This window comes from Curtobacterium flaccumfaciens (assembly GCF_004361695.1).
GTDB classification, from domain to species: domain Bacteria; phylum Actinomycetota; class Actinomycetes; order Actinomycetales; family Microbacteriaceae; genus Curtobacterium; species Curtobacterium flaccumfaciens_B.
In genome coordinates this window covers 357008-372838 of the sequence record NZ_SNVW01000002.1, presented here as the reverse complement: position 1 = coordinate 372838, position 15831 = coordinate 357008, and the positions used below count along the sequence as shown (strand labels likewise).

General features: G+C 71.5%; 15 protein-coding genes. 4 read left to right on the top strand and 11 right to left on the bottom strand.

What is annotated here, in order from left to right; translation table 11 throughout:
- Positions 1–44: 44 nt before the first annotated feature.
- From EDF64_RS04445 to EDF64_RS04435, 3 genes are all read right to left on the bottom strand, one after another.
- The gene (locus EDF64_RS04445; protein ID WP_133518854.1) at positions 45–392 is read right to left on the bottom strand and encodes a hypothetical protein; all 348 of its coding nucleotides are present in this window, start codon (positions 390–392) and stop codon (positions 45–47) included.
- Positions 393–418: 26 nt separating this feature from the next.
- A complete protein-coding gene (locus EDF64_RS04440; RefSeq protein ID WP_133518853.1) occupies positions 419–1075 on the bottom strand; it encodes a hypothetical protein in 657 nt (218 codons plus the stop codon).
- An 870-nt stretch (positions 1076–1945) separates the two neighbouring features.
- A complete protein-coding gene (locus tag EDF64_RS04435) occupies positions 1946–3190 on the bottom strand; it encodes a hypothetical protein (RefSeq protein WP_133518852.1) in 1245 nt (414 codons plus the stop codon).
- A 315-nt stretch (positions 3191–3505) separates the two neighbouring features.
- Between EDF64_RS04435 and EDF64_RS04430 the strand changes: the two genes are divergently transcribed.
- Entirely contained in the window at positions 3506–3895 is a 390-nt protein-coding gene (locus EDF64_RS04430; protein WP_133518851.1) for a RidA family protein, read from the top strand.
- 25 nt (positions 3896–3920) lie between these two features.
- Here the strand turns inward: EDF64_RS04430 and EDF64_RS04425 are convergent, their stop codons facing one another.
- The 5 genes from EDF64_RS04425 to EDF64_RS04405 form a co-directional block, all read right to left on the bottom strand.
- On the bottom strand, positions 3921–5540 hold the full coding sequence (locus tag EDF64_RS04425) for an N-acyl-D-amino-acid deacylase family protein (RefSeq protein ID WP_133518850.1): 1620 nt from the start codon (positions 5538–5540) through the stop codon (positions 3921–3923).
- Positions 5537–6223 carry a bifunctional 4-hydroxy-2-oxoglutarate aldolase/2-dehydro-3-deoxy-phosphogluconate aldolase gene (locus EDF64_RS04420; RefSeq protein ID WP_133518849.1) on the bottom strand — a complete coding sequence of 229 codons (687 nt, stop codon included), beginning with the start codon at positions 6221–6223 and terminating at the stop codon, positions 5537–5539. The genes EDF64_RS04425 and EDF64_RS04420 overlap by 4 nt, the downstream gene beginning before the upstream one ends.
- Before the next feature lie 90 nt (positions 6224–6313).
- Positions 6314–7291: a sugar kinase gene (locus EDF64_RS04415; protein WP_133518848.1), complete on the bottom strand. Its 978-nt coding sequence runs from the start codon at positions 7289–7291 to the stop codon at positions 6314–6316.
- Entirely contained in the window at positions 7288–8130 is an 843-nt protein-coding gene (locus tag EDF64_RS04410) for an IclR family transcriptional regulator (RefSeq protein WP_243736257.1), read from the bottom strand. Before EDF64_RS04410 ends, EDF64_RS04415 begins: the two co-directional genes overlap by 4 nt.
- Complete coding sequence (locus tag EDF64_RS04405; protein ID WP_166645594.1) at positions 8130–9440, bottom strand: alanine racemase; 1311 nt, start codon at positions 9438–9440, stop codon at positions 8130–8132. The genes EDF64_RS04410 and EDF64_RS04405 overlap by 1 nt, the downstream gene beginning before the upstream one ends.
- Before the next feature lie 178 nt (positions 9441–9618).
- Here EDF64_RS04405 and EDF64_RS04400 point away from each other — a divergent pair, with 178 nt between their 5' ends.
- Both EDF64_RS04400 and EDF64_RS04395 read left to right on the top strand, forming a co-directional pair.
- Positions 9619–11022, top strand: coding sequence for an MFS transporter (locus EDF64_RS04400; RefSeq protein WP_208108824.1), 1404 nt, complete (start codon positions 9619–9621; stop codon positions 11020–11022).
- A 132-nt stretch (positions 11023–11154) separates the two neighbouring features.
- A complete protein-coding gene (locus EDF64_RS04395; RefSeq protein ID WP_133518846.1) occupies positions 11155–11931 on the top strand; it encodes an endonuclease/exonuclease/phosphatase family protein in 777 nt (258 codons plus the stop codon).
- 405 nt (positions 11932–12336) lie between these two features.
- On the opposite strand, the gene EDF64_RS04390 is transcribed toward EDF64_RS04395, so the two are convergent.
- Genes EDF64_RS04390 through EDF64_RS04380 form a run of 3 tightly spaced genes read right to left on the bottom strand, consistent with a single transcriptional unit; the run spans position 12337 to position 14998 of the window.
- Positions 12337–13008: a methionine ABC transporter permease gene (locus EDF64_RS04390; RefSeq protein WP_243736244.1), complete on the bottom strand. Its 672-nt coding sequence runs from the start codon at positions 13006–13008 to the stop codon at positions 12337–12339.
- Entirely contained in the window at positions 13005–14045 is a 1041-nt protein-coding gene (locus EDF64_RS04385) for a methionine ABC transporter ATP-binding protein (RefSeq protein WP_133518845.1), read from the bottom strand. The genes EDF64_RS04390 and EDF64_RS04385 overlap by 4 nt, the downstream gene beginning before the upstream one ends.
- Entirely contained in the window at positions 14045–14998 is a 954-nt protein-coding gene (locus EDF64_RS04380; RefSeq protein WP_133518844.1) for a MetQ/NlpA family ABC transporter substrate-binding protein, read from the bottom strand. Before EDF64_RS04380 ends, EDF64_RS04385 begins: the two co-directional genes overlap by 1 nt.
- Before the next feature lie 223 nt (positions 14999–15221).
- Here EDF64_RS04380 and EDF64_RS04375 point away from each other — a divergent pair, with 223 nt between their 5' ends.
- A complete protein-coding gene (locus tag EDF64_RS04375; RefSeq protein WP_243736243.1) occupies positions 15222–15719 on the top strand; it encodes a 2'-5' RNA ligase family protein in 498 nt (165 codons plus the stop codon).
- The last annotated feature ends 112 nt before the right edge of the window (positions 15720–15831 follow it).

Here is a 15831-nt window from a genome sequence, read left to right as displayed (position 1 = left end):
GGGCGACTGAACTAGGTCGCCCCGTCAGGCTTGTTGGACAGTACTCACCAGCTGTTCACGCATTTGATCGGTTGAACCTGCGTCGATCCCTGGTCCCATCGGCACGCGATGCTCGGATTTTTCTTCTTTGCATACGACACGATGATGGACCCGCCTGATCCGTTGCTGACGTAACCGTTGACCCGAACTCCTACACGAGTGACGAAGACAGTCAATCCCCACGCGTTGACCTTGGAGCTGTACGGTGTCCCGGCGCTCACCCAGGTGCCCTTCTGCGAGTTACCGTTCCATATCGAGGACGACGCAGCCATCGCGTGCGAGGGGCTGCCCAAGACAGCGCCGAGTGCGAGGAGGATCGCCGCGGCCGATAGTGCGAAGCGTTGCGGCGTCACTGAAGCACGGTGCGGATTGATTCCCCTCACTCCTGGAGCTCCGTGATCGAGTCGAACGGCAGGAGTTCCAGCGTGGCTCGCGATTGCGTCGATTTTGCACGCTGGTCACGCGCCGAGTCGTCCTCTTGCGGAAGTTCGACCGGAGCTTCTTGGCTCTCGGTCGGGTCACCTTCGAGTAGCTGCGGCGCAACCTCCTCCAGCCCGGCGTCAGCGTCCGCACCGTAGCCTTCCGGCACGAAGTACAGGCGGGCGGACTCATCCGATGTCGCAGACTGCAAGCCGATGCCGTGTGCCGCAAAGTCAGCTGGGGTGGCGCAGGTCGAGCTTGCCCACTGCTCACTCCCCGCGAGGAGGGTGACCAGACACACTTCGGCGTTCGAGTTCAGGGCAGTCCACGCCCGCGTTCCATCCGTTGCGCCAAGGAACCTGCTGCTCGTGAAGTCGAGTCCATCGAGCGCCTGCTCACCCTCCCTCAGGAAGGGTGGAAGTTGGTCCGCAGCGGTCTGCTTGCTGGCGAATTCGGTGAGGATCGCTCTCGCTTCTGTGGCTTTCAATGTGGCACCAGCGGAGTCAGCTTCCGCCCGATGGTCGGGCGCAATCGCCGCGGCACCGACGATGCCGGCCGCGAGCACCAACCCGCCGACCATCGGATAGGCCAAACGCCGCATCCTGATCTGTTGCACGAACCCCTCGTTTCTCTCGGGCGACGTCCTATTCATGGAGGCCGCAGCCGATCGTAGTCACAGATCGCCGTCCAGCGGCAACATTTTTTTTTACAGATGATGAACTTGTATTTCGACCGGGTACATCGCTAGGGTCGCCCGAAGCGGAGCAGCTTGCTCAGAACGGTTGCTCACAGAGGATCGGGGAGAACATGAAGAAGACTAAACTTGGAGCGGTTGCCCTCGGGATGGGGGCAGTGATGATCTTGGGCTCAGCGGTGCTCGATCCCTCGGAGGCGGAAGCTGCGTCATTCACGTGGTACAACGGCAGGCCGACGGCTGGAGTGTGGAAGGGCATCTCGTCAGGAGCGAACTACAGCAAAGCGCGAGCGACTACCCATCCCAACGCGGTAACGCACGCGTATCTGAGTGTGACCGGGGTCGGCACCGCGTCAGGATCGGCCTCTATCACAACGTCGTTCTCGCCTCGGCGAGTCAACGCGAAGTGCAAGTGGGACTGGTACCTGCACAACAGCACTGCCCCTCTGACGTGCGTCTTGAGTTGAGGCCGCAGTGGCGACTGGCGATGTTGAGGGAGGTGGGTGATGAGCGGTAGCGATCGGAACCGGCCGTATGGCGACGATGCGTTTGAGGACCCGCGGCGGAGTGGGTGGGTGAAGACCGTGCTTCTCGCAGTACTCCGATCCGTGACAGCGGTCGTCCAAGGTTCGCAGGGAGGCCAGTGGCCCAGACAGCGTCCGCTCGATCCTCCATCGGAAAACAAGGACTACCGCCCCTGACGGCCTCGCCGTGGCGACCGAGTTTGACCTGATCGACCCTGAGTACTACTGCCCGGTGGGCAGCAGCGTGTCCGGAGCGCAGTCGGAGCGGTCACGGCGGGCCGAGCAGCCACAGCACGGCGACGAGCACCGGCTGCCCGAGCACCGCGCACACCACCAGGGTCCACCGCATCCACGGCTTCGCCACCAGCTCGGGCGACCCGAACAGCGGCGCGAGCGGCATCAGGATCCGGGGGGTCGAGGCCATCGGCAGGGACACCGCGAAGACGTAGAGCGCGTACGACGCCGAGAACACCACGGTCGTGAACCCGAGCTTCCGCGTCGACTTCCGGAGGAGCCACACCGGGTACGACACGAGCAGGAACACCACGATGAGGACCCCGCCGACGCCGAGCCAGCGCGCCGCGATGAGGAACCACGGGGTGAGCGGCATGAAGTCGACCCGCCCGATGAAGTTCACCCACCAGGACATCTCTGTCTCGAGGTAGGCGTTCGGCGACCCGGTCGCGTGCGAGGCGATGACCGGCCACGCCAACCCGGCCACGACCATCGTGAGGCCCGCGGCGACGACCCGCACGCGTTCCGCCACCGGGAACGCGTCGATGGAGCGGACCCCCTCGGTCCTCCGGGCGCGGACGTACCGGACGAGCGCGAGGACCCCGAGCACGAGCGGGATCGCCAGGGCTCCCGGCCGGGTGAACGCAGCGACGACACCGAGGACCGTCAGCAGCCCGTACCGCCGACGTTCGAGCGCGAGCAGCGCGCCGAAGGTCAGCGCGAGGAACATGCTTTCCGCGTACCCGACCTGCAGCAGGAAGGACAGCGGGCCGCACGTGAAGAAGAAGACCGCCCACATGGCCGCCGCCGACCCGGCACGGTCGCGGACCAGCCGGTGCAGCAGGTAGGTCGCGATCAGCCCGGCGACGAGGGCGATCGCGGGTGCACCGCCGTCGAAGGGCACCCCGGTCGACGCCGTGAGCATGCGGATCGTGAACGGGAACGCGGGCAGGAACGCCCAGGCGTTCTGCGCGACGTTGCCCGTCGCGTCGAGCGGCAGCGTCGTCGGGTAGCCGTGCACCGAGATCTGCTCGTAGTACTGGCCGTCCCACGCCGTCAGGAAGTTCAGGAAGCCGTGGCCGTTGCCCCAGATGGCGTTCTCCGGCAGGGCTCGCCCGATCAGCGGGAACGCCAGCGCGAGCCAGAACGTCGACACGATGCGCCCGCCGGTCCACACGAGCAGCACGGCCGCCCACGCGGGGAGGCTCGTCGCGACGTCGAGGACCCGACGACGGCTGCTGGCGATCGACTCCGGGAGGGTCCCGTCCAGTCGACTCACCGCAGCACTCCGCGATGTCCGGGCAAGGCAGGGGGCACGCTGGCAGCGTAGTCGGGCGCGGCTGGTGGGACCCTCACCGTTCCGGCGCGGTCGGCGGCCACGGCCTGGAGGCACGGCTCGCGTTGTGCAGGACGGAACGGCTCCGGCAGACGGCCGGGTCCAGTGCCGGGCGCGCGCCTAGCCTGGAGGTCGCGTCCGGCGGTCGCGGATCCCTCGCGGACGCAGTCGCCGGCGCGGACGACGTGACCGCAACCACGACCGCGACGACATCGTGACCACAACGACGTCGCCACCACAACGACCCCGAGGAGCACCGTGCCGAACAAGACCGCCATCGTGACCGACAACGCCCCGAAGCCCGCCGGCCCCTACAGCCAGGGCATCGTCGCGAACGGCTTCCTCTACACCGCGGGCTTCGGCCCGCAGGACCCGGCCACGGGTGCGATCGCCGACGACGTCGCAGGGCAGACGGCCCAGGTGCTGGCGAACATCGCGGCGGTCCTGGCCGAGCACGGCGCCACCCTCGACGACGTCGTGAAGTCCACAGTGCACCTCGAGCACTCCGACCGAGACTTCCCGGCGTTCAACGAGGAGTACGCGAAGCACTTCTCGCAGCCGTACCCGGTGCGGACGACCGTGCAGTCGCACCTCGCGAACATCCTCGTCGAGATCGACGTCGTCGCCGTGCTGCCCGCCGCCTCCTGACCGTCGCGGCTGGCTGAGTGAAGCCTCACCGACCCCCGTTGCCCCGATCGCCTCGCTCCGGCTGGGCTCGGTGGAGTCCGCCCCGGCGGAGTCCGGCACCGGGGGTCGCGTGCGTCAGGACGCCGTCGGCCAGCACCGGGACGCCGGCCACCAGGACGTCGTCGACGCCCTCCGCGAGGCGCATCGGGTGCTCGTAGGACGACCGTGCGGCGACCCGAGCAGGATCGACCACGGCGAGGTCCGCGATCGCGCCGGGCCGGACGGTGCCGCGGTCGCCCAGCCGGTACCGCTCGACGCTCGTGGTGGACAGGTGGCGGACGGTCTCCGACCAGCCGAGGCGGCCGGTCGCGCCGTACTCCTGCAGGTAGCGCGCGAAGGTGCCGTACGCCCGCGGGTGCGGATGGGTCCCGACGAAGATGCCGTCCGACCCCGCCGTGTGCCCCGGCAACCGGAACAGGGGTGCGAGCTCGTCGGCCGTGCGCGGACGGGGCACCCGCATCACGACGGTGACCTGCAGCGCCGAGTCGACGAGGACGTCCAGCGCGAGGTCGACCGGGTCCGTCCCCGTCGCGGTCGCTGCCTCGTCGAGGGTGCGGCCCTGCAGCGCGTGGAACTCCGCGGCGGGCACGTGCGACAACGTGATCTGCTCCGCCCACCCGGTGCCGAGGTCCGCCCGACCGAGCACCCGTTCGAGCACGGCAGCACGGACGCGCCGTCGACCCGCCTCGTCGGCCAGCGCCCGGGCGAGGTCGTCCGTGCCGGGGCGTGCCAGCTCGGCCGGCAGGAGCAGCATCGACAGGATCGTGCACCCGCGCGAGTACGGGTAGGCGTCGAAGGACATCGGGGCGCCGTCGTCGGCGAGCGCGGTGAGCGCGTCGATCGCGAGTCCGACCGGGGCGTGCAGGTGCGAGACGTGCGCCCGGACCCCGGAGCCCCGGACGATGTCGGCGATCTCGTCGAGCCCCGCCCGGGCGTTGCCCTCGTACCCGCCGCGCATGTGCGAGACGTAGAGCCCGTCGGCCGCGGCCACCTCGGTGCAGAGCGCCGTGAGCTCCGCCGTGTCGGCGTACAGACCCGGCACGTAGTCGAGCCCGGTCGCGAGACCCACCGCCCCCTCGGACAGCCCCTGCCGTACCAGGGCCCGCATGGCGTCGAGCTCCGCCGGGCTCGCCGTCCGGTCGTCTTCGCCGAGGACCTCGTGTCGTACCGTCCCGGCGGGCACCAGGGTCGCGACGTTCACCGGCGTCGTGCCGTCGTACGTGCCGAGCAGCGCACCGATCCCGCCGCCGTGGTGGTGCGGGTGCGGGCCGTCGATCGCGGCGAAGGACGTGTTCGCCCAGCAGCCGTCGCCGGGAGCCGGGCCGACGCCGTCCTGCCCGGTGACGATCGTGGTCACGCCCTGCCGAAGGAGCGCCAGCTGCACGCCCTCGTCGAAGACCAGCGAGCCGGCGTGCGAGTGAGCGTCGACGAAGCCGGGCAGGACGAGGCGCTCGCCGCAGTCGATCGTCGCGGTGTCGGACGGTGCGTCGAGGTAGGTACCGATGGCCACGATCCGACCGTCGGCGACGAGGACGTCCGCACGCACCGGCTCGTCGGCCAGCACCGAGCCGCCGCGCAGCAGGATCGGCTGCGTCCGGTCGGTCACCGGGGGAGTCCGGCGACGAGCCGCTCGGCGCGGGTCCGGAGGGCGTCGAGGTCGCCGCTCGTCAGGGCGTCCCCGACGAGCGGTGACCCGAGACCGACGGCGACGGCCCCGGCCGCGAGGTACTCGGCCGCGTCCTCGACGCCGATGCCCCCGGTGGGGATCACGTCGACGAAGTCGAGCGGCGCGAGGACCTGCTTGAGGAACCCCGGCCCGCCGAGCGGCGCCGCCGGGAACACCTTGACCGCGCGGGCACCGAGCTGCCAGGCGCGGACGATCTCGGTCGGCGTCGCGGCGCCGGGGTACCAGCCGAGGCCACGCTCGTGCGCGCGCTCCCCGATGGCCGCGTCGAGGTGGGGACTGACGGCGAAGACCGCACCGGCGGCTGCGGCCTCGTCGAGCTGACGCGGTTCGAGCACGGTGCCGACGCCGATCGACGCGGACGTGCCGTAGCGCTCCGCGGCCCAGGCGATGCCCTCCCGCCAGCGTGGCGTGTTCGTGGTGATCTCGATCGCGCGCACCCCGGCCTCGACCAGGGTGGCGATGACGTCCTCGACGTGGTCGCCGGTGCCGCCGCGGAGGATCGCGATCGCGGGCCCGGCGGCGTGCCGGTGTCGGGCGGGCGACGCCCCTGCCGCCGCCGCGGTGTCGTTGCTCGCGGTGTTGGCGCTGCTGGTGTTCGTCATGTGCTCGTTCCTCGTGCTCGGCGGACGTGGCGGTGGATCGCGGTGCGGTGCGTGGCGGTTGGTCGCGGTGCGGTGCGGTGCGGTCGCGGGTCAGCGGTCGACGCGGTCGTGGACGGCGTGGTCGACGTCCGAGGGGATGGTGGGGTCGTGCAGGGCGGCGGGGTCGGGCCGCCGCCAGTCGCTCTCGACGGTGCAGGCGAGGGCTCCGGCGTCCGCGGCGCGGTCGAGTGCTTCGTCCGGGGTCGCACCGGACAGCGTCGCTGCGAGCCACCCCGCGACGAAGGCGTCTCCCGCTCCGACCGGGTCGACGACGCGCACCGGGGTCGCGGATCGCCGCAGGAAGCGTCCGTCGATCGACGCCACCGCGCCGCGCGACCCGAGCTTCACCACGGCCCGACCGCGGCCGAGTGCGGCGAGTTCGTGCGCCAGCGTCTCGTCGTCACCCTCGTCGTCGGCGAGTCCGAGCACCAGGCGTGCTTCGTCGTCGCCGGCGAACACCACCGACGAGTGCGCGGCGGCGGTCCGGTAGCGCTCGCGTGCGGTGTCGGCGTCGATGAGCTTCGGACGGTGGTTCACGTCGAACGAGACCGGCACGCCCGCGACGTCGGCCCGCTCGATCGCGGCCTCGACGGCGTCGCGCGCCGAGTCGGAGAGCGCGAGGGTGATGCCGGTGACGTGCAGGAGCGTCGCGCGCTCGACCGCACTCACGGGCAGGTCGTCGGCGCGGAGCGCGGAACCCGCCGATCCCCGCCGGTGGTAGGTCACCCGCGTCCGGCCGTCGGCCAAGCGCTCCTTCATCATGATGCCGGTCGAGTGGTCGGGGTCCGGCACGGCGACGACGTCGACGCCCTCACCACTGACGTCCCGCGTGACGCGGTCCCCGGCGGGGTCGGTGCCGACGCGGCCGATCCACGTCGTCGGCACGCCGGCGCGGACGAGTCCGATCGCGACGTTGCTCTCGGCGCCCCCGGTGTCGACGCGCATGTGCTCGAGGTCCGGGACGGCTCCGACGTCGCGCCCCGTGAGGAGCAGCATCGTCTCACCGAAGGTGAGCACCCGGCCGGTCACCGGGTCCCCTTCGACAGGGCGAGCTGGGCGGACGACGAGCCGAGCGCGACCGAGATCTCGAGCGCGGTCCGGACGACCCCGTCGCCGAGCTCGCGGACGGCCGCCGCGGGGAAGCGGGAGGCGAGTCCGGAGATGCTCATCGCCCCGACGACCTGGTTCGCGTGGTCGAGCACGGGAGCGGCCACGCAGCGGATGTCGGGCTCGTTCTCGCGGTCGTCGATGCCGTACCCGCGGCCGTGCGTCCGGTCGATCTCGACACGCCACCGGTCGTCGTCGACGATCGAGTGGTCGGTCATCGCCGTGGCCGGTTCGGCCAGCACGCGGGCGAGCAGCTCCGGTTCGCCGAACGCCACCATCGCCTTGCCCGACGCGGTGTTGCGCATCGGCAGGCGGTTGCCGATCCGGGAGCCCATCCGCACGGTGCCGCGGGTCTCGACCTTGTCGACGTAGACGATGTCGGTGCCGTCCGGCACGACGAGGTGGCACGTCAGCCCGGTCTGCTCCGCGGTGCGGCGGAGGAACGGTGCGGCGGCGGACCGGAGGTCGATGCCCTCGAGGTAGCTCTGCCCGAGCAGCAGGGCCCCGAGGCCGAGCGTGAAGCCCGCGTCGGCGGTGCGGCGGAGCAGGTCGTTCTCGAGCATCGGCGCCGTCAGCCGCAGGACGGTCGACTTCGAGGTGCCGAGTTCGTCGGCGAGCGTGGTGAGGGACACCGAGGACTCGCCGTTCCGCGTCCGGTCCGCGATGCAGTCGAGCAGGCGCAGACCGCGGCGGAGGGAGAGCGCGGCGTTGCGCGCCGGGGCGTCGTCGTCGGCGGACACGACCGGTGTCGTCGCACGCATCAGAACCACGTCGCGATCGTGTCGAGGACGGTGTCGTCGTCGTCGAGGACGACCACCTGCCGCCACTTGTCGAAGACCGTGCACGGGTGCGAGATGCCGAACACGACGACGTCGCCGGGCGTCAGCCCGCCCCACCCGTCGCCCTCGGCGACCCCGTCGGCCCCGTCGGCCTCGTCGGCCCCGTCGGCCTCGTCGGCCCCGTCGGCCTCGTCGGCCCCGTCGGCCTCGGCGGCCCCGTCCGCCAGCGCGAGGTAACAGTGCTGGTCGTCGAGGCGGGTGACGATGACCGCCCCTGGTGGCGGGACGACCTGCGCGACGTCGGCCGCGCCTCCAGGCCGGACCCCGCGCACCACCGGGAGTCCCTCGTCGAAGGAGATGTCGCGCTTGCCGACCGCGACCAGGGCGAGCCCGGGTTCCGGGCAGGACGTGACCCGGCCCCAGACCTCGATGGCGGGGACGAGCGCGCCCTCGTCCGGGTGGCGACCGAAGGGCGTGCGTTCGGCGTAGAAGCCGTCGTCGTGGGTGAGGTACGCGCCGGAGCGCAGCAGGACGTCGAGGTCGTCCGGGCGCGCGGCGACCGCGTCGACGACGCCGTCGAACCAGGCGCTGCCGCCCATGCTGAGCAGGGCGCGCGGCCCGTCGACGAGCGGACGGACGGCGACCGCGACGTCGAGGACGCCCTCGACGTAGGCGCGGGCCGCGTCGACCCCGGGCAGGCCGCCCTCGTACCCGGAGACCCCGCGGAGCGCGAGACCGCCGTCGTGGGCGAGTTGCGCGAGGTCGCGTGCCGCGGCGGCCGTGCGGACGCCGGTGCGACCACCGGGGAAGCCGACCTCGACCAGCACGTGCAGCGTGCCGTCGACCGCGGCCTGCGCAGCCCGTCCCGCCGCGACGCCGGCCGGTGAGTCGACGTAGCAGAGGACGTCGGCCTCCGGGTCGGCCGCCCGTCGTGATGCGAGCCACGCGAGGCCGGTCGGGTCGAGGACCTCGTTCGCGACCAGGATCCGGTGCACGCCGTGCTCCCACGCGACCATCGCCTGCTGGACGGACGCGACGGTGACGCCCCATGCGCCCGCGGCGACCTGGCGCGCTGCGAGGGCCGGTGCCATGTGGGTCTTCATGTGCGGCGCGAACAGCAGCCCGTGCCGCTCGACGTAGGACTGCATGACCGCGGTGTTGTTCGCCAGTGCGGACTCGCGCAGCGTCATCACGGGCAGGTACGCGTGGTCGAGGACGTGCCGCGTGGACGGTGCGGCCGGGTCCGGAGCGCCCTTGGCCGTGACCGTGCCGGGGACGGGTGTGGTCGTCATCGAGCCTCCTGGTGCGTCGTGTGCGGTCCCACGTTCCCCGAGCCGAGAGCGGCGGAGCAACGTCGTCGTCTCCCTCATTCTGCAATGCAGAAGTCGCCGGCGGGGATGCGGAAGCCGACCGGTGGGGATGCGGAAGCCGACCGGCGGGCGCCGCCGCGGGCATAGCATCGGAGACGACATGGCGACGATGACGACGACACGACGACGGGGGAGCACGGCGGTGGCGGTGCTCGTCGCCGGGACCTTCTTCATGGAGCTCCTGGACGGCACGATCCTGGCCACCGCGGCCCCGGCGATGGGCCGCGACCTCGGGGTCGACTCCGCGGCCGTCGGCGTCGCGATCACCGCGTACCTCGTGACGCTCGCCGTGTTCATCCCGGTCAGCGGCTGGCTCACCGACCGCATCGGCTCCCGCACGGTGTTCACCGGCGCGATCGCGCTGTTCACGATCGCATCGGCGCTGTGCGCGCTCTCGACCGGGCTCGTCGACCTGACGCTCTGGCGGATCGTCCAGGGCCTCGGTGGGGCGCTGATGGTCCCCGTCGGCCGGCTGGTCGTGCTCCGGAGCGCGGGCCGCGAGCAGCTCGTCACCGCCATCGCGATCCTGACCTGGCCGGCCCTGGCTGCGCCGATCATCGCGCCCTTCGTCGGCGGTGTGCTCGTCGACACCCTGTCGTGGCACTGGATCTTCCTCATCAACATCCCGCTCGGGATCATCGCCTTCGTCGCGGCCCTCGTGCTCGTGCCGCAGGAGCGGGCGGCCGAGCGCGTGCCGTTCGACTGGTTCGGATCGCTCCTGGCGTGCTTCGGCCTCGGGTCGCTCGTCGTGATGGCGTCGCTGCTCGCCCTCGACACGGTGCCGGTGCTCGCGGTCGTGCTGTCCGGGATCGTCGGCGCCGTGTGCTGCTGGCTCGCCGTGTGGCACTTCCGCCGGGCCCCGCACCCGATCATGGGGCTCGACTCCTTCCGGCTCGAGACGTTCCGGGTGTCCCACGCCGGCGGCAGCCTGTTCCGCCTGGCCGTGTCGGCCGTGCCGTTCGTCCTGCCCCTGCTGTTCCAGGACGCCTGGGGCTGGAGCGCGGTGCTCGCCGGGTCCGCCGTCCTCTGGGTCTTCGTCGGCAACCTCGGCATCAAGCCGATGACGACGCCGTTCCTCCGCTGGTTCGGGTACCGGCCGGTGATCGTCGTGTCGAGTGCGGTGGCGGCCCTCAGCGTGGTGGCGATGGTGTTCATGACCGAGGACACCCCGTTCTGGCTCCTCGCCGTGCTGCTCGTGGTGAGCGGCGCCGCGCGGTCGGTCGGCTTCACGGCGTACAACACCATCGCCTTCGCCGACGTCGAGCAGGCGGACATGACCCCGGCGAACACCCTGTCGTCGACGCTCCAGCAGACCGCGGCCGGGTTCGGCGTCGCCGTCGCCGCCGTCGTGATCCGTGCCGCCGCGGGGCTCGGCGGGACCGGTCCGTACGACGCCGCCTTCTGGGTGATCGCCGTCCTGCTCGTCGTGGCGTGCGTCGAAGGACTGCTGATGAGCCGCACCGCGGGGGAGACGGTCCGCCCCGCTCGACGGGTCCGCGCCTGACACGTGCAGCCGTTCTCCGCACGGTCACACGCACGAAACCCGGCCCGCGCTACAGTCTCAGCAATCGTTTGCGATCGCCGAGTACGGTGACCGCGGCAGGGTGACCGGAAACACCCGGAACAGGAAGGCAGCATGGCCGCGCCACAGCAGCAGGGGACGATCGCAGCCGAGACGGCAGCGGAACCGACCGGGCTGCGTGTCGTCAGCTACAACCTCCGCGAGCACACCGCGAACGGCGAGCTCGCCGCCCTGGCCGAGGCCTCCGACGCCGACGTCATCTGCGTGCAGGAGTGCGACAGCAACGACCTCGCCCCCTCGGTCGCCGGGCTGTCCCTGGCCGCCTCCACCAAGGCGAACCGCCTCGGGCTCGCGATCTACAAGCGCGACGACCGGTTCGAGGTGCAGGACTTCAGCATCCACTCGCTGCAGAAGTCCCTGCACGACCGGGTCCTCGCACCCGCGCACGAGCGGCTCATCGCGATGCACCTGCGCGACACCGAGGCCGACGCCGAGGTCATCGTCGCGTCCTTCCACGCCTCGCCGCTGACCGCCACGAACTCCCTGCGCCGCAAGCAGATCGAGGCCGCGCACCAGTTCCTCCGCGAGCTCTCGAAGGAAGCCCCGGCGATCATGGTCGGCGACTTCAACTACCCGTGGTTCCAGACCAACCTGCGCCGGAAGATCGAGCAGCACGGCTTCGCGCTGTCGCTCTCCGACCAGCCGACGTACCTGCGCTACCGGAAGTTCACCGGGCACTTCGACTTCGCCACGAGCGTCGGCCTGCACATCGCCGGCGTCGAGACCCTGCCGGCCGGCATCTCCGACCACCGGCCGATCCTGGTGCGGGCACACTACGAGCACGACGGCGCGACCGGCACCGTCGCCACGGTCGAGTCCCCGGCCGCCTGACCCGCCGCGCCCGCCCGGCGAGCGGGCCCGCCGGGCGCCGAGCGGGTGCAACGCGCCGCGCGTTGCCCGCTGAGCAGGCGCGACGCGCGGCTCGCGCACGCCGAGCGTGACGAATCGGGCCCGCTCGGGGAGCGCCCCGCGCCCGGCCGGCTCCGCACTGGAGGCGCGGTGCCGGTCCCGCGGACGGGCACCGCGCCTCCAGGCGGTCGCGTCGACCACCGGGGCTGAGATCGCACTTCGGCGGCCGGCCACGAGACGGACCCGCGCCGGAGTGCGATCTCACGCCGGCGAGCGTCCGGCGGATGCGCGCCGGAGTGCGATCTCGACCGGCGACCGGGGACCGGCGACGGCCGCCGGCCGCCGGCCGCCGGCCGCCGGCGACCGAAGACCGGCGACCCGGCCGCGTCAGCGACGCAGGGTCGCGCGAGCCAGCCGGTTGCCGACGAACTGGCCGAGCTGCACGATGATGACGATCGCCGCCACCGAGACGTACACGATCCACCAGTCGTAGCGCTGCGACCCGTAGGTGATCGCGTACTCGCCGAGACCACCACCACCGATGAGCGCACCCTGCGCCGTCATGTCGACGATGCCGATGTAGATGAAGGTGTAGCCGAGGATGAGCGGCCCGAGGCCCTCGGGGATGAGGACCGTCAGCAGGATCGACACCGGGTGTGCGCCCGATGCCCGCGCCGCCTCGACGACTCCCGGGTCGACCGCGAGCAGGTTCTGCTCCACGATCCTCGACACCGCGAACGCCGCCGCGAGCGAGATCGCGAACGTCACCGCCGGCACGCCGATCGTCGTCTGCACGACCACGCGCGACAGCGGTGCGATCGCGGCGAGGAAGATGACGAACGGGATCGGGCGGACCAGGTTCACGACCACGTTGAGGATCGTGTACGCCGCCCGGTTGCCGAGCAGGTTGCCGGGGCGGGTGGCGTACAGCGCGAGGCCGAGCGCCAGGCCGATGATCCCGGCGATCACGAGGGAGACGAGCGACATCACGATGGTGTCGCGCACCGAGGCGAGGAACACGTCGAACGTGTCGATCACGCTCTGGAAGGAGTTGTTCACGCGGCGTCCTCCTCGTCGGTCGTGACGCTCGCGGCGCGGAGCGCGTCGATCGCGTCGTCGATGCCGGTGGGCGACGACGAACTCAGCTCGTAGGTGAGCGAGCCGATCCGGCGCTCGCGGATCTCACCGACGCCGCCGTAGACGAGTTCGGCGGTGACCCCGGCAGCCCGGAAGGCCGCGTCGATCCGGTTCTGCAGCCCGGCCTCGTCGGTGATCTGCACCGTGACGAGCCGACCGGGGTGCCGTTCCCGCAGCCGCGCGAGGGTCTCGGCGGACGGCCGGTCGTGCAGCGCGGTGCGGACGAAGCGCTGGGCGGCGTCGGTCTGCGGCGCGGAGAACACGTCGTAGACGTCCCCGACCTCGACGACGCGACCCTGCTCCATCACGGCGACACGGTCGGCGATCTGCCGGACGGCGTCCATCTCGTGCGTGATGACGATGATGGTGACGCCGAGCTCCCGGTTGACCCGGCGGAGCAGCCCCAGCACCTCGGAGGTGGTCTCCGGGTCGAGGGCGCTGGTCGCTTCGTCGGCGAGGAGCAGCTCGGGGTCGGCGGCCAGCGCGCGGGCGATGCCGACGCGCTGCTTCTGCCCGCCGGAGAGCTGCTCCGGGTAGGCGTGGGCGCGCTCGAGCAGACCGACGAAGTCGAGGAGCTCGGCGACCCGGCGGTCACGCTCGGCCTTCGGCACGCCGGCGACCTTGAGCGGGTACGCGACGTTGCCGGCGATGGTGCGGGACCGGAACAGGTTGAACTGCTGGAAGATCATCCCGATGTTCCGACGCGCCAGACGGCGGTCCCGCTCGGGGATCGCCGTCAGCTCCTTGCCGGCCACCGTTACGGAGCCCGAGCTCGGCAGCTCCAGCGCGTTCACGAGACGCACCAGGGTGGACTTGCCCGCACCGGAGTACCCGATGACGCCGAGGACCTCTCCCTGGTGCACGTCCAGGGAGACGTCCTCGACGGCCACCACGGTCTCGCCGGTGTCGGCGCGGCGGTAGTGCTTCGAGACGCCGCGGAGTTCGACGAGGACCGGCACTACTGCTTGGCCGCCTTCGCGTCCTTCTCGACCTTGCTGAGTTCGTCCTGCAGCGACGAGGCGCTCTCGTCACGGACGACCGCGTCGGGGTTGTCCTTGAGGAAGACCTTCTGCACGGCATCGTCCTGGAACAGCTTCGCGAGTGCGAGGTAGGTCGTGTTGCCCTTGTCCTCGTCGCGCGCGGCGAAGACGTTGACGTACGGGGCGGCGTTGGCGCTGGACGGGTCGTCCTGGTAGACGACGTCGCTCGAGGGCAGGCCGGCGGCGGTGGCGAAGTTGTTGTTCACGACGGCGGCGGCGACGGAGCCCTGCTGCAGCGCGTTCGCGGTCTGCGAGGCCTCGAGCGGCTGGACGTCGACCTTCTTCGACTCGATGTCGGACGTGGTCGAGAACGCCGACCCGCCGTCCTTCAGGGTGATGAGCTTCGCGCCCTGGAGCACGAGGAGCGCCCGCGCCTGGTTGATCGAGTCGTTCGGGATCGCGATCTTCGCGCCCTCGGGGATCGCCGACGCCTTGTCGTACTTCGTCGCGTAGAGCGGCAGCGGGTACACGGCGGTCGAGCCGATCGGCTGCAGGTCGTCGTCCGAGGTGACGTTGTAGTCGGCGAGGTACTGGATGTGCTGGAACTGGTTGAGGTCCAGCTGCTTGTCCTTGAGCGCCGGGTTCGGCAGCGAGTAGTCCGCGAAGTTCGTCAGCTTGACGGTGACGTTGAGCTTCGACTTCGCGAGCTTCGTGTAGGTGCTCCAGTAGGAGAGGGACTTGTCCGCGACACCGATCGTGACGGTCTTCGGTGCGTCACCGGACGCGCCGGCTCCGTCGTCGTTGCTGCCCGAACGGACGGCTCCGACGATGAGGGCGACGACGATCGCGACGACGACCACCGCGGCGGCGATGATCCAGCCGATCGGACGCTTGCCCTTCGGCTTCTCGGGCAGGGCGGGTGCTGCGGACATGGTGGTGCTCCTCGTGGGCCGTGCTGTGTGGGGGACCGCGGGGCCGCGGTGGTGGCCGCGGTGCTCCGCGGCGTGCAGTCGAGTGTGACGGGCCGTCCGGCGCGGTGCGAGTTCCGTTCCGCTGTGTTACATCGCGGCAGGGCCCGGACGCAGATGGAGGCGTGGCGCACGGCCACGAGCCTGGTCGGTGCCACCTGTCGGGTGCGCTTGGTTCACTCGGGGTGTGCGCAGCATCGAACTCCTCCTGGACCCAGCGTCGGACGCCGCCGTGCGGCAGGCCTGGTCCGCGCTCGTCGACGCCGACCTGCCGAGTCTCGGTCGACACCCCTCCCCGTCGAACGCCCCGCACGTGACCCTCGCCGCCGGCCCCGACCTGCCGGTGCCGACGGGAGTCGCGGCACCCGTGCCCACCGACCTCCGGCTCGGCGGACTCCTGCTGTTCCCCGCCGGTCCCGGACGGTCGGTGCTCGCCCGCGCGGTCGTGGTCGACGCCCAGCTCGCCGCGTTCCACCAGGCCGTGCACGCCGCGGCGTCCGGTGGCGTGGAGACGTCGCTGCCGGGCGCGTGGTCGCCACACGTCACGTTCGCCCGCCGAGTGCGGGACGAGGACCTACCCCGCGCCGTCGCCGCGCTCCGGACGGCGCCGCTGCCGGAGTCGCTCGGCGTCGCCGGCGTCCGGCACTGGGACGGTGCGGCGCGGACGATCACGCCCGTCGTCTGAGCGGACGGCACGTCGGCTGGTCCGGTCGGGTCTGGTCCTGACGGAAGGCGGTCGGGACGGCGGCCGTTCCGGTCCGGTCCCGACGGCGGCGGTCGGTGCGACCGGTCCGGTC